A 13,029-nucleotide genomic window follows, 5' to 3' on the forward strand; every position below is an offset into this window, starting at 1 on the left:
CAGTGGACCGCCGACCCACCATGGCGGACATCGCCAACCGCGCAGGCGTGTCCCGCATGGCGGTGTCCTACGCGCTCAACGGCCGCGCCGGGGTCTCCGAGGAGCTGCGCGAGCGGATCGTGCGCATCGCCCACGAGCTCGGCTTCAGCGCCAGCGCCCCGGCCCGCGAGCTGCGCGGCGCCGTGGTCCAGGCGATCGGGCTGACCATGCGCTGGCCGTCCTCGACCGCGTTCAACGTCGAGGTGTTCCGCCGGGAGCTGATCAGCGGCATCCAGTCCGAGCTGATGCAGCACCGCTTCGGCCTCGCGCTGCAGTCCGTCGCCGACGCCGAGGACGAGCTGGCGGTGTACCGGCGCTGGAGCAGCGAACGGCGGGTCGCCGGCGTCCTCGTGTGCGACCTGGAGACCGGCGACCCGCGCCCCGCGGCCCTGGAGGAGCTCGACCTGCCCGCGGTGATCATCGGCGGCCCGCTGCCGGGGACGACCCGGCTGGCGAGCATCTGGTCCGACGACGGCCGGGCGATCGCCGAGGCGGTCGCCTACCTCGCCGCGCTCGGGCACCGCAGGACCGTGCACGTCGGCGGGCCGCCGCAGCTGCTGCACAGCGCCGTGCGCTCCGCCGCGTACGGGACGGCCTGCGCCGCCGCGGGGATCGAACCCGTGGTCGTGCCGGCCGACTACACCGGCGAGATGGGCGCCCAGGTGACCCGGCGGCTGCTGAGCGGCGCACCACCACCGACCGCCGTCATCTACGACAACGACGTCATGGCGGTCGCCGGGCTCGGTGTGGCCATGGAGATGGGCGTCCGCGTGCCGGAGGACCTGTCGATCGTGGCCGGTGACGACTCGGCGCTCTGCCAGGTGGTCCGCCCGCCGCTGACCGTCCTCAAGCGCGACATCGCGGGCTACGGCGCGCACGCGGCCGGCCTGCTGCTGGACGTGGTCGACGGCGGCGCACCCGGAGCGGTCCTCGACCACGCCGCCGAGCTCGTCGTGCGCTCGAGCACCGCTCCCGCGCCACGTCATTGACCTGGCAAGATGATGGTGCGTGGCGAGGCGGTTACGCGAAACGCCGCGATTTTTGGGGTGGTGCTACGGTCCAAGAAGACGGAACGCCGTGACCGGGGAGCCGCGGTTTCCTGGTGATCGAGGCGTGCCGCGTCCGTGCCGCTGATCGATACGTGGTGCCCTGTCAGCGGCGGGCGGGGCCGGTGCTGCCGCGCGGGTTGAGGTGGGCCAGCTCGTCCTGGACGCTGGTGACCGGTTCGCCGGCGATCGCCGCGAGCAGGAGCCGGGCGGCGTGCGTGCCATAGGCGGCGATGTCGCGGCTGAGCGCGGTCAGCGGCGGGTGGACCAGGCGGCAGATCGGTGAGTCGTCCCACGCGATGATCGACAGGTCGGCCGGCACCGACAGGCCCATCTGCTGCGCCACCGACAGCCCCGCGATCGCCATGATGTCGTTGTCGTAGAGCAGCGCCGTGGGTCGGGTGGGGGAGCTGAGCAGCCGCCGGGTGGCCCGCGCGCCGCCCTCGCCGGTGTAGTCGGTGGCGATCGTGACCGCGTCGGTGAGCCCGAGCCGGGCGCTGACCGCGGCGAACGCCTCGGTGCGGACCGCGGTGTGGGCGAGGTCGGACAGTCCGCTGACCCGGGCGATGCGGCGGTGGCCGAGCGCGGCGAGGTACTCCACCGCCTCCACCAGCGACACGCCGTCGTCGGACCAGATGCAGGCCAGGTCGCCGCTGGCGGTCGGCGGGCCGACCACGACGGCGGGCAGCTGCAGCTCGCGCAGCGCGTCGATGCGCGCGTCGTCGGTGCGCACGTCGCACAGCAGCACCCCGTCCACGCTGCGGTCGCTCCACCAGCGCCGGTAGACGGCGATCTCGTCGGCGTGGTTGGGCACCATCTGCAGCAGCAGGCCGTAGGAGTGGGTGGACAGCTCGGCCTCGAGGCCGCTGATCAGCTCCATGAAGAACGGCTCGACCCCGAGCGTCTTGGGCGGCCGGTGCAGGGTCAGCCCGACCACCTTGGCGGCGCCGCCGGCCAGGGCGCGCGCGGCGGTGTTCGGCCGGTACCCCATGGCGTTGGCGATCGCGACGATCCGTGCGCGGGTGGTCTCGCCGACGCCGGGCTGGCCGTTCAGGGCGTAGGACACGGCGCCCTTGGAGACCCCGGCCTCCCGGGCGATGTCAGCGATGGTCGGTCTCTTCACGGATCGGATCACCTTCGAGTCGGGGAGCGCTTTCGCGATTCAGTGAGCGTAGCGCGGCTGGCGGGCTTGTCCAGAGCGGGCCGTTGACAGCCCCGAAACCTGGTCGTAAAGTCTGGGCACTTTCACGGTTCAGTGAGCGAAAGCCGAACCGGAAGCCGAACTGGAACCCAGGGCAGCACAGCGCGGACGCGGCACACCACCACGGGTGCCGCGGCGGATCCGCGCACCCATTTCGAGACGGAGATGATCGATGTGAAGCGACGAGCTTTCGCCGCGGTGGTGCTCGCCGGCGCGCTGCTCACGGCGGGCTGCAACGGCGGCGGCGGGTCGGGCGCGGACGCCACCGCGCCGACCGACCCGGCGAACCTGACCGGCGACATCACGGTGCTGACCAACCGCACCGACCTGGTCACCGACGGATCCCTGGACAGGTACGCCACCGAGTTCCGCAAGGTGTATCCCAAGGTCAACGTCAAGTTCCAGGGGATCACCGACTACGAGGGCGAAGTCAAGATCCGCATGAACAGCGACGAGTACGGCGACGTCCTGCTCATCCCGCAGGTCGTGGCGAAGGCCGACTACCCGAAGTTCTTCGCGCCGCTGGGCGAGCAGGCGGAGCTGTCCAAGACGTACTCGTTCACCGACTACGGCTCGGTGTCCGGCAAGGTCTACGGCATCGCCAGCTTCGGCGCCGCCAACGGGTTCGTCTACAACAAGGATGTCTGGAAGCAGGCCGGGGTCACCACCTGGCCGACCACCCCGGAGCAGTTCCTCGACAGCCTGCGCAAGATCAAGGCCGCCGGGGTCACCCCGTACTACACGAACTACAAGGACGGGTGGCCGCTGAGCTCCTGGTCCAACGTGGTCGGCTCGGTCGGCTGCGACGCACGCGCCAACGACAAGCTGGCGACCACCGAACCGTGGGCCGCCGGCACCGACCTGACCGTCGGCGACAGCCTGCTCTACAACATCGTCAAGGAGAAGCTGGCCGAGGCCGACCCGACCACCACCAACTGGGAGGACTCGAAGGGCCAGATCGCCACCGGCAAGATCGGCACGATGTGGCTCGGCTCCTGGGCCGTGTCGCAGATGCAGGACGCGGCGAAGAAGGCCGGCAAGGACCCGTCGGTGATCGGCTACATGCCGTTCCCGGCCCAGTCCGGCGGCAAGTACTGCTCGGTGGTCTCGCCGGACAAGCTCTACGGGATCAACATCCACTCCAAGAACAAGCCGGCCGCCCGTGCCTGGCTCGACTGGGTCCTGCACAAGTCCGGCTACGCCGAGACCGCGCAGGCCGTCTCCACCATCAAGGGCGCCCCCGCGCCGGCCGCGCTGTCCGGCTACACCGAGGCCGGCGTGACGTACATCGAGCTGTCCCAGGCCGACGCGGTCAAGGTGACGGCGATCGACAACGCCTCCGAGATCGGCCTCACCAAGGCCGACTACCGGCAGAAGCTGATCGACATCGCCCGGGGCGCCGCCAAGGGCGACCTCCCCGGCTACCTCACGGACCTGAACAAGAAGTGGACGGCCGCGGCGAAGACCGTCGGCTGACCGGGCGCCGGACCGCCACGGCGGTCCGGCGCATCACAGCACTGCACAGAAACCGCCGACGGAGAGGCCAGCATGACCCAGACCGCCACAACCAGCCGGGCCGCGCCGGCCTTGCGGAAGGCCGCCAAGCCCAAAGCGCACCGGTGGACGCCGTGGGTCTACCTGGCCGCGCCCCTCGCCCTGCTCGTCGCGTTCACCTACATCCCGGTGGCGAGCATGCTGTCCTACAGCCTCACCGACTGGGACGGGGTCAGCCCCGACTCGACGTTCGTCGGGCTGGACAACTACGCGCAGCTGTTCACCCGCCCGGAACTGTTCGGGGTGTTCTTCGTCAGCCTGTACTACCTCGCCGCGTCGGTCCTGCAGATCGGCCTGGCGCTGTACTTCGCCACCGTCCTGAGCTTCAACGTGCGCTTCCGCAACCTGTTCAAGGGCATCCTGTTCTTCCCGTACCTCATCAACGGCGTCGCGATCGCGTTCGTCTTCCTCTACTTCTTCCAGCAGGGTGGCACCCTCGACACGGTGTTGCGCTTCGCCGGCGTGGACACGCAGTTCCTCTGGCTCGGCGACCCCGACCTGGTCAACGTGTCCCTCGCCGGGGTGTCGGTGTGGCGGTTCATGGGACTGAACTTCGTGCTGTTCCTCGGCGCGATCCAGTCGATCCAGCCGCAGCTGTACGAGGCCGCCGAGCTCGACGGCGCCAACCGGTGGCACGTGTTCCGCCACCTCATCGTCCCCGGCATCAAACCGATCATCAGCCTCAGCGTGATCCTCGCGGTCGCCGGCTCGCTGTCGGTGTTCGAGATCCCGTTCGTCATCACCGGCGGCGCCGGCGAGAGCAAGACCTTCGTGATCCAGACGATCAAGCTGGCGTTCCAGTTCAACAAGACCGGCCTCGCCTCCGCGGCGGCCGTCGTGCTGCTCGCTGTCGTGCTGCTGGTGACCTGGATCCAGCGCCGCCTGGTCCCGGACGAGAGGAACGATCTCGTTTGAACACCGTCGCCAAGACGTTGAAGTACGCGTCGCTGGTCCTCGCCTGCCTCGTCGTGCTGCTGCCGGTGACCGCGATCGTGCTCACCTCGCTCAAGACCCCGGAGGAGCTGAGCACCGGCGGGGCCCTGGCCCTGCCGGAGCACTGGCTGAACCTCGCCAACTACGGCACCGCGTTCACCAACGGGCGGATGCTGACGGCGTTCGTCAACACCGCGGTCATCCTCGTCTTCTCGCTCACCGGGACCGTGGTCATCGGGGCGATGACCGCCTACGCGATCGACCGGTTCCAGTTCCGGTTCAAGCGGCTCGTCCTCGGGCTGTTCCTGTTCGCCACGCTCGTGCCCGGCGTCACCACCCAGGTCGCCACCTACCAGGTCGTCAACGGGCTCGGCCTGTACGACACCCGGTGGGCGCCGGTGGTGCTCTACCTCGGCACGGACATCGTGTCCATCTACATCTTCCTGCAGTTCATCCGCAGCATCCCGGTGTCCCTCGACGAGAACGCCCGCATCGACGGGGCCGGACCGACCCGCATCTTCTGGCGGATCATCTTCCCGCTGCTCAAGCCGGCCACCGCCACCGTGGTGATCATCAAGGGCATCACCATCTACAACGACTTCTACATCCCGTTCCTGTACATGCCGTCCCAGGACCTCGGGGTCATCTCGACGTCCCTCTTCCGGTTCAAGGGCCCGTTCGGGGCCCACTGGGAGGTGATGTCGGCCGGCGCGGTGCTCGTCATCGTCCCGACGCTGGTGCTGTTCCTGCTGCTGCAACGGTTCATCTACAACGGCTTCACCTCCGGTGCGGTCAAATGACGGTCAGTCAAACGACGGTCGGTCAAACGACGGTCGGTCACATGAAGGTCGGTCACATGAAGGAGCGATACGTGAGCACGTACCACCCGCTGCACGACGGTTGGACCCTGACCGGCGGGGAGCAGGAAGACGTGCCGGCCACCGTCCCCGGCTGCGTGCACACCGACCTGCTCGCCGCGGGGCTCATCGACGACCCGTACCTCGACGACAACGAGCTGCGGCAGCGCTGGATCGGCCGCACGGACTGGGTGTACCGGACCACGTTCGGCCGGCCCGACGGTGGGTCCGACCGGGTCGACCTGGTGTGTGCCGGGCTGGACACGGTCGCCACGGTCACCGTCAACGGGGTCGAGGTGCTGCGCTCGGCGAACATGCACCGCGGCTACCGCGTCGACGTCACCGGGCTGCTGCACGACGGCGACAACACCCTCGAGGTCCGCTTCGACGCGCCGTACCGCTACGCCGAGGCGCAACGCGACGCGCTCGGTGCGCGGCCCGGCCCGTACACCGAACCGTTCCAGTTCATCCGGAAGATGGCGTGCAACTTCGGCTGGGACTGGGGCCCGACGCTCGTCACCGCCGGGATCTGGCAGGACATCGGCCTGCACGCCTGGTCGGGTGCCCGGCTCGCGGAGGTCCGGCCGCTGGTCACGGTGGACGGGACCACAGGCCGGGTCGAGATCCCGGTCCGTGTCGAGCGCACCGGCGATGCCCCGGTGACGGTCACCGCCGAGCTCGCCGGCGTCACCGCCGACGTCCGGATCGCACCGGGGGAGTGCGAGGGCGTCCTGGTCCTGGAGGTGCCGGACGTCGAGCTGTGGTGGCCGGTCGGCTACGGCGGCCAGCCCCGGTACCCGCTGACGGTGCGGGCCGGCGCCGACACGTGGACCCGGCGGATCGGCTTCCGCACCGTCGAGCTGGACCCCGACGCGTTCCGGCTCGCCGTCAACGGCCGACCCGTGTTCGTCAAGGGCTTCAACTGGATTCCCGACGACTGCTTCCCGGCCCGGGTCACCGCCGACCGGCTCCGGGAACGGTTCGGCCAGGCCGTGGACACCGGCGCGAACCTGCTGCGGGTGTGGGGCGGCGGCCGGTACGAGTCGGAGGACTTCTACGACCTCGCCGACGAGCTGGGGGTCCTGGTCTGGCAGGACTTCCCGTTCGCCTGCGCCGCCTACCCGGAGGAGGAGCCGTTCCGCTCCGAGGTCGAGGCGGAGGCCAGGGAACAGGTGACCCGCCTGGCCCCGCACCCCAGCCTGGTCCTGTGGTGCGGCAACAACGAGAACCTCTGGGGCCACCAGGAGTGGGGCTGGCCCGAGGCCCTGGAAGGGCGCAGCTGGGGCGCCGGCTTCTACTTCGAGCTGCTGCCGCGGGTCGTCGGGGAGCTCGACCCGACCCGCCCGTACTGGCCCGGCACCCCGTACTCCGGCGCCCCGGACCGCGACGTGATGGACGACAGCACCGGCACCATCCACATCTGGGACGTGTGGAACACCGAGGACTACAGCCGCTACGACGCCTACACCCCGCGGTTCGTCGCCGAGTTCGGTTTCCAGGGGCCGCCGGTGTACGCGACGCTGCGGGCCGCGGTCTCCGACGAGCCGCTCACCGCCGACTCGCCCGGGGTGCGCCACCACCAGAAGGCGGTCGGCGGCAACGAGAAGCTGCTGCTCGGGCTCGGCCGGCACCTGCCGCCGCCGGCGGACGTCGACGACTGGCACTACTACACGTCGCTCAACCAGGCCCGCGCGGTCGCCTACGGCCTGGAGCGGTTCCGGTCGCTGATGCCGTACTGCATGGGCGCGATCGTGTGGCAGCTCAACGACTGCTGGCCCGTCACGTCGTGGGCCGCGGTCGACGGCGCCGGCCGCCGCAAGCCGCTCTGGTACGCGATCCGCCGCGCCTACGCCCCCCGGCTGCTGACCATCCGCGACGGGGTCGTGACGGCCGTCAACGACACGGACGAGCCGTGGACCGGTGACCTGACCGTCACCCGCCGCGCGGTCACCGGGGAACTCCTCGCGAAGGAGAGCGTGCCGGTCAGCGTGGCACCCCGGGACGCGGGCCGGGTGGTGCTGCCGGCCGGGCTGGCGGGCGGCGACCTGCTCGTCGCCGAGCTCGACGGGGAACGGGCGATCCGGATGTCCGCCGAGGACCCCGAGATGCACTACCCGCCGGCGGACCACGACGCCACCGTGGAACCGGTCGCCGGCGGCTACCTGGTGCACGTCACGGCCCGGACGCTGGTGCGGGAGCTGGCGATCCATCCCGACCGGCTCGACCCGGCCGCCACCGTCGACGACCAGCTCGTCACGCTGCTGCCGGGCGAGACCGTGACGTTCACGGTCACCACCGACCAGGTGCTGGATCCGGTGCGCCTGACCAGCCACCCGGTGCTGCGGTGCGTCAACGAGGCCCGGCCGTGAGCGCCGTCCTCGCCGTGGACATCGGCGGCACGAAGTTCGCCGCCGCCGTCGTGCACGCCGACCGGACCATCGCCGAGCGGGCCGAGGTGCCGGTGGGCGCGGACCCGACGGCGACCCTCGCGGCCCTCGTCGGCCGGTTCGACCTGACCGGCGTCACCGGCGTCGGGGTCGGCTCGGCCGGCCCGGTCCACCTCGACCTTGGTGCGGTCAGCCCGGTCAACATCCCGGCCTGGCGGCGGTTCCCGATCGCGACCGCCCTCGCCGACCTGACCGGCGGCCGCCCGGTTGCGCTCGCCGGCGACGCGCAGTGCATGGCGCTCGGCGAGCACTGGCACGGCCACGTGCCGTCGCTGCTGGGGGTCGTCGTCTCCACCGGGGTCGGCGGCGGCCTGGTCCTTGACGGTGCACCGTACCTCGGCCGCACCGGCAACGCGGGCCACATCGGGCACATCGCCGTCGGCCCGCTGCAGGCCGCCGAACCCTGCCCGTGCGGCGCCTCCGGCTGCGTGGAGAGCATCGCCAGCGGCCCCGGCATGGTCCGGTGGGCCGCCGGGCTCGGCTGGACCGGCGGCGCCGACGCCCGGGCGCTCGCCGCCGACGCCGCCCATGGCGTCCCCGTCGCCCGGCAGGCGTTCGCCCGCGGCGCCGACGCCCTCGCCGCCGCGATCGTGAACACCGCGACCCTCTTCGACCTGCACACCGTCGTCGTCGGCGGCGGGGTGGCCGCCGCCGGGGCGGTCCTGTTCGACCCGCTCCGCGCGGCGGTGGCGCGGCGGGCCGGGATCGCGTTCCTGCACGACCTCACCGTCCTGCCGACCGCGCTCGGCCGCGACGCCGGCCTGTACGGCGCGGCGGCGCTCGCCCTCGCCCGCACCTGACAGGCCCCGTCCCCGGATCGCGCGGGTGCTGGTCGCGCCGTAGCGCCGCCGGGGTGAACCGTCACCGAACCTCCATAGGACCGTCACCGTTCGGGTCAGCGACCGGCCGGACGGTCCCTTTACGATCTTGCGGGTGCGCCGACCCCTCCTGTTCGTGGTGCCGCTGGTTGCCCTCATCGCCGGCTGCTCGCCCGATCCCTCCCCGACCACCGACCCGAGCCCCAGTGTCACCGCCAGCCCCAGCCCCGCCGGTCCCGACTACACCGCCTGGGCCGCGGGCCGGTCGACGCCGGTCGCCGATCCGCTGTACCCGGCCTACGGTCACGCCGACGTGGACGTCCTGCACTACGGCCTGGACCTGTCGTGGGTGCCGGAGACGAAGGTGCTGACCGGGCAGGCGACGCTGCGGCTGCGCGCCGCGAGCGATCTGACCGCGGTGAAGCTCGACTTCTCGCAGGCGTTCACCCTCGACGGGGTCACGCTCAACGGCGCCGCCGTCACCGCGACGATCGCCGACAACGACCTGTCGGTGCCCGGAACCGTGGCCAAGGACGCGTTCGCGACGCTTGTCGTGAAATATCACGGGACGCCGACCACGGTGCCGATGCCGTCGCACCGCACGGACAGCGAGCCACTCGGCCTCACCGTCACCAAGGACGGCGGGCTGTGGACGATGCAGGAGCCGTACGGCGCGTCCACCTGGTATCCGTCGAACGACCAGCCGTCGGACAAGGCGCTCTACGACATCGCGGTCACCGTCCCGGAGGGGTGGGCCGCGGTCGCGACCGGCGTCGCGAAGCCGCAGGAGGGCACCACGTTCCGGTACGCCGCCGCCGACCCGGTCGCGACCTACCTGACCACGCTCGCCGTCGGCAAGTACCAGAAGGAGACGGCGGAGGGGCCGCGCGGCACCCCGCTCACCTACTGGTTCCGGCAGGGCACCGACGACAAGCTGCTCCCGGTGATCAGGAAGTCACCGCAGTTGCTGGGGTGGCTGGAGCAGCGGTTCGGGGCGTACCCGTACGCCAGCGGCGGCGTGGTCATGGTGCCGTCACGCTCGGCGATGGAGACCGCGCAGATGATCACCATGGGTACGCCGGACTACGGCACGACGAAGCAGGCCGAGATCGCGAAGTACTTCGAGGACGACCTGCTGCACGAGTACGCCCACCACTGGTTCGGCAACACCGTCGGCCCGACCGGCTGGAAGGACCTGTGGCTCAACGAGGGCTGGGCCACGTACGTGCAGCACCTCTACTCCAACCAGCGGGACAAGATCACCGCGAAGCAGTGGGAGGACTGGGCCCGGGGCGTCGACAGCCGGCTGCGCGCCAAGCTCGGCCCGCCCGGCAACCCGAAGGCGGAGAACTTCGCGGAGAGCAACGTGTACATGTGCCCGGCGCTGATGCTGCACCAGATCCACAAGCAGATCGGCGACGACGCGTTCTTCGCCCTCGCCCGGGAGTGGGCGCAGCAGCACCGCAACACCACGCAGGACCGGGCGTCGTTCATCGCGTTCGTCAACAAGCAGACCGGCAAGGACTTCACCGCGCTCATCAACACCTGGCTCGACTCGCCCACCACCCCGAAGTAGGCGGACCCGGCCCGCCCCGGCCGGGGCGGGCCGGCCCCCCGATTGCCGTGGCGGCGGCGCGGGGGCAGAATCCGGCGGTGACCTCTCCAGAGCAGCCGTCCAGCCCCGAGCCGCCGCCGTCACGCAGGGTGGGGCGCCGGATCATCGTGGGTGTGCTCGCCGGTGCCGTCGTGGCCGTCGTGGCCGGTCTGCTGACCGCGGGGCGGGGCGGGGACGGGACCGCCGGGACGGCGGCGACGTCCGCAGCGGCCGGCCCTGGTCGTAGCAGCGCGGCAGCGGCGGACACCACGTCGGGCGTGACGCCACCGGCGTCGCCCGGCACCTCACCCACGACCGCGCCCGCGACAGCGCCGGCCTCGACGGCACCGGCGACGGTCGTGGTGCCGGCCCTGGTGGGCAAGAACGCGGCCGCGGCCCGCATCGAGCTGGAGCAGCTGGGCTTCCGTGACGTCCGGTTCGGCTCGCAGGAGGCCGGGGAGCCCGACGTGGTCCTGCCGCAGAACTGGACGGTGGCGCGGCAGTCGGCCGCCGCCGGGACACGGCTGTCCACGACCACCCAGATCGTGCTGACCTGCACCAGAAGGGTCTGAACCGGGCAGTCAGGCAGGGGTGGCCGGGAGGTTGCCGCGTTCGATCAGGAACGCGCGCAGGGTTTCCTGCTCGTCGGCGGACATGAACTGCAGCGGGATCACCGTGTAGGGGACCCGGCCGGTGAACAGCACCCAGAAGCCGCGGGACTCGGTGACCTTGGTGACCTCGTCCCAGTCGAGGTGGCCGCTCTCGGTGCCGCTGCGCATCGTCACGGTGTCGTCGTTGATGTCGTAGCCACCGTCGACGGCCAGGCCGTTCAGGCGCCGGCGGGCGTTGTAGCGGGCCCAGACGGGGAACAGCATCGACGCCACGCCGACCACCAGGATCGTGGTCCAGAACGGGCTGGCGTCGAAGTCCTTGCCGCCGATCGGCACCCACAGCCCCACCAGCCCCACGGCGATCAGCCCGAAGCCGATGTACCGGTACTTGCGCAGGTAGACGTCGCTGAGCACGGTGGCGACGCGGGCCGCGTACGCCGGGTCCGCCGGAATGTCGAATCGGATGTGCACGCGGCCAGGATAGCCACCGTCCGGCAACCCACCGGCACGGCGGGCCCCGCGGATGCCCCCCGAATGGCTGTCCACTGTGGACGCCGGGAGCGCGGGGCGGACACCCCAACGGCAACCGGCGGCGAACCGGGGGCGCTCCGGGAGCCCCGGAATCTTATGGAGGTCAGGCCGCCGGGGCCTGGCACCACGACTCCGGGGAGATTCGACTTGACGTTCGCCGCGCTGAACTCCGACCGTATCCGTCGCGCCGTCCGCAGGCTCCTGCCGTTCGGTGTCCTCGCAGCCGGCGTGCTCGCCGGTGCCGGCACCGGCCAGGCCGCGTTCGCCGCCGAGGGTGCCCCGGCCGCGGGTTCGCAGTGCACGGTGAACGCCAAGCTCGTCCCGACCTGCGGGGTCCTGTGGGGCGCCGCCGCCGGTGGCTTCTCCGACGTGCCCCGCGACGAGGCGCTCAAGACGTTCGAGCGCAAGACGGGCCGGACCGCGGCGATCTACCACACCTACCACAAGGGCAACGAGCTGTTCCCGACCAAGGACGAGGTGGCGATGACCGCGGACCCGGCCAGGCCCCGCACCCTGATGCTGAACTGGAAGGTCTCCTACGGCACCACCTGGGCGAAGGTCGCCGCCGGCGCCCAGGACGCCCGGATCGACCGGGAGGCCGCCTACCTGAAGGCGAACTTCACCAAGCCGTTCTTCCTGGTCCTGCACCACGAGCCGGAGAACGACGTCAACCCCAAGGCCGGTTCGGGCATGACCGCCAAGGACTTCGCCGCCATGTACCGGCACACCATCCTGCGGCTGCGCGCGGCCGGGGTGACCAACGCCGTGTCGACGATCGCGTACATGAACTACGAGAAGTGGAACAACTCGCCGTGGTGGGCCGACCTGTACCCGGGCGACGACGTGATCGACTGGATCGGCGTGGACTCGTACCTCAACGCGCAGCCCGGCGGCTTCCACAGCGGTGACTTCACCTCGCTGATGAACCGCACGACCGGCAACCAGACCTCGAAGTACCCCGGCTTCTACACCTGGGCCACCACGAAGCACCCGGGCAAGCCCGTCATGGTCGCCGAGTGGGGCGTGTACGACTCGTCGGCCAAGGTCGCCGGCGTCAACAAGGCCAACACGTTCGACACGGTCCTCAAGAACCTCGCCGCCATGCCCGCCATCAAGGGCCTCGTGTACTTCGAGACCGCCCGCGACCAGTCCGGCCACGACATCCGCGTCGACGACACCCCGCAGGCGCTCACCGCGTTCCAGCGCGTCGCCGCCGACCCGCGCTTCAACGTGACCCTCAAGTAAGACGTGACCCTCGAGTAACGAGCCACTCCCCGGTGCCGAAGGCCGTCCAGGACCCCCGTCCTGGGCGGCCTTCGCGGCGTCCGTGCACACTGTCGGCCATGAGTGGTTCGGAGCGCAGCGGAGAAGCCGCTCATCATGAGCGCAGGGTTAGCT

The 13,029-nt window shown here is 71.0% G+C and carries 11 protein-coding genes; 9 read left to right on the plus strand and 2 right to left on the minus strand.

Translation table 11 applies throughout. The features are described from left to right. Window positions 1-20: 20 nt before the first annotated feature. Complete coding sequence (locus ACFPIJ_RS59250) at window positions 21-1,028, plus strand: LacI family DNA-binding transcriptional regulator (protein ID WP_380128975.1); 1,008 nt, start codon at window positions 21-23, stop codon at window positions 1,026-1,028. 163 nt (window positions 1,029-1,191) lie between these two features. On the opposite strand, the gene ACFPIJ_RS59255 is transcribed toward ACFPIJ_RS59250, so the two are convergent. Then, the gene (locus ACFPIJ_RS59255) at window positions 1,192-2,208 is read right to left on the minus strand and encodes a LacI family DNA-binding transcriptional regulator (RefSeq protein ID WP_380128374.1); all 1,017 of its coding nucleotides are present in this window, start codon (window positions 2,206-2,208) and stop codon (window positions 1,192-1,194) included. A 252-nt stretch (window positions 2,209-2,460) separates the two neighbouring features. On the opposite strand from ACFPIJ_RS59255, the gene ACFPIJ_RS59260 reads away from it, so the two are divergent. From ACFPIJ_RS59260 to ACFPIJ_RS59290, 7 genes are all read left to right on the plus strand, one after another. Then, window positions 2,461-3,762, plus strand: a complete 1,302-nt coding sequence (locus ACFPIJ_RS59260) for an ABC transporter substrate-binding protein (RefSeq protein WP_380128375.1) — start codon at window positions 2,461-2,463, stop codon at window positions 3,760-3,762. Window positions 3,763-3,834: 72 nt separating this feature from the next. Continuing rightward, entirely contained in the window at window positions 3,835-4,755 is a 921-nt protein-coding gene (locus tag ACFPIJ_RS59265; RefSeq protein ID WP_380128376.1) for a carbohydrate ABC transporter permease, read from the plus strand. Continuing rightward, window positions 4,752-5,573 (plus strand): carbohydrate ABC transporter permease, encoded by an 822-nt coding sequence (locus ACFPIJ_RS59270; RefSeq protein ID WP_380128377.1) that lies wholly within the window; start codon window positions 4,752-4,754, stop codon window positions 5,571-5,573. The genes ACFPIJ_RS59265 and ACFPIJ_RS59270 overlap by 4 nt, the downstream gene beginning before the upstream one ends. Before the next feature lie 56 nt (window positions 5,574-5,629). Beyond that, window positions 5,630-7,999: a glycoside hydrolase family 2 protein gene (locus tag ACFPIJ_RS59275; RefSeq protein WP_380128378.1), complete on the plus strand. Its 2,370-nt coding sequence runs from the start codon at window positions 5,630-5,632 to the stop codon at window positions 7,997-7,999. Next, window positions 7,996-8,877: an ROK family protein gene (locus ACFPIJ_RS59280; protein WP_380128379.1), complete on the plus strand. Its 882-nt coding sequence runs from the start codon at window positions 7,996-7,998 to the stop codon at window positions 8,875-8,877. Before ACFPIJ_RS59275 ends, ACFPIJ_RS59280 begins: the two co-directional genes overlap by 4 nt. Window positions 8,878-9,010: 133 nt before the next feature. Beyond that, window positions 9,011-10,471 (plus strand): M1 family metallopeptidase, encoded by a 1,461-nt coding sequence (locus ACFPIJ_RS59285; RefSeq protein ID WP_380128380.1) that lies wholly within the window; start codon window positions 9,011-9,013, stop codon window positions 10,469-10,471. A gap of 77 nt (window positions 10,472-10,548) precedes the next feature. Then, window positions 10,549-11,061 (plus strand): PASTA domain-containing protein, encoded by a 513-nt coding sequence (locus ACFPIJ_RS59290; RefSeq protein WP_380128382.1) that lies wholly within the window; start codon window positions 10,549-10,551, stop codon window positions 11,059-11,061. 9 nt (window positions 11,062-11,070) lie between these two features. Here the strand turns inward: ACFPIJ_RS59290 and ACFPIJ_RS59295 are convergent, their stop codons facing one another. After that, window positions 11,071-11,571 (minus strand): YcxB family protein, encoded by a 501-nt coding sequence (locus ACFPIJ_RS59295; RefSeq protein ID WP_380128383.1) that lies wholly within the window; start codon window positions 11,569-11,571, stop codon window positions 11,071-11,073. Between the two features lie 207 nt (window positions 11,572-11,778). Between ACFPIJ_RS59295 and ACFPIJ_RS59300 the strand changes: the two genes are divergently transcribed. Beyond that, window positions 11,779-12,876, plus strand: a complete 1,098-nt coding sequence (locus tag ACFPIJ_RS59300; protein ID WP_380128384.1) for a glycoside hydrolase family 26 protein — start codon at window positions 11,779-11,781, stop codon at window positions 12,874-12,876. The last annotated feature ends 153 nt before the right edge of the window (window positions 12,877-13,029 follow it).

The sequence above is a fragment of the Dactylosporangium cerinum genome (assembly GCF_042653625.1).
Taxonomy (GTDB): domain Bacteria; phylum Actinomycetota; class Actinomycetes; order Mycobacteriales; family Micromonosporaceae; genus Dactylosporangium; species Dactylosporangium cerinum.

What these genes read in the sequence shown, in the direction of transcription:
- ACFPIJ_RS59250 (WP_380128975.1), top strand. Translation starts at nt 21, where the DNA reads ATGGCGGACATCGCCAACCGCGCAGGCGTGTCCCGCATGGCGGTGTCC.
- ACFPIJ_RS59265 (WP_380128376.1), top strand. Translation starts at nt 3,835, where the DNA reads ATGACCCAGACCGCCACAACCAGCCGGGCCGCGCCGGCCTTGCGGAAG.
- ACFPIJ_RS59275 (WP_380128378.1), top strand. Translation starts at nt 5,630, where the DNA reads ATGAAGGAGCGATACGTGAGCACGTACCACCCGCTGCACGACGGTTGG.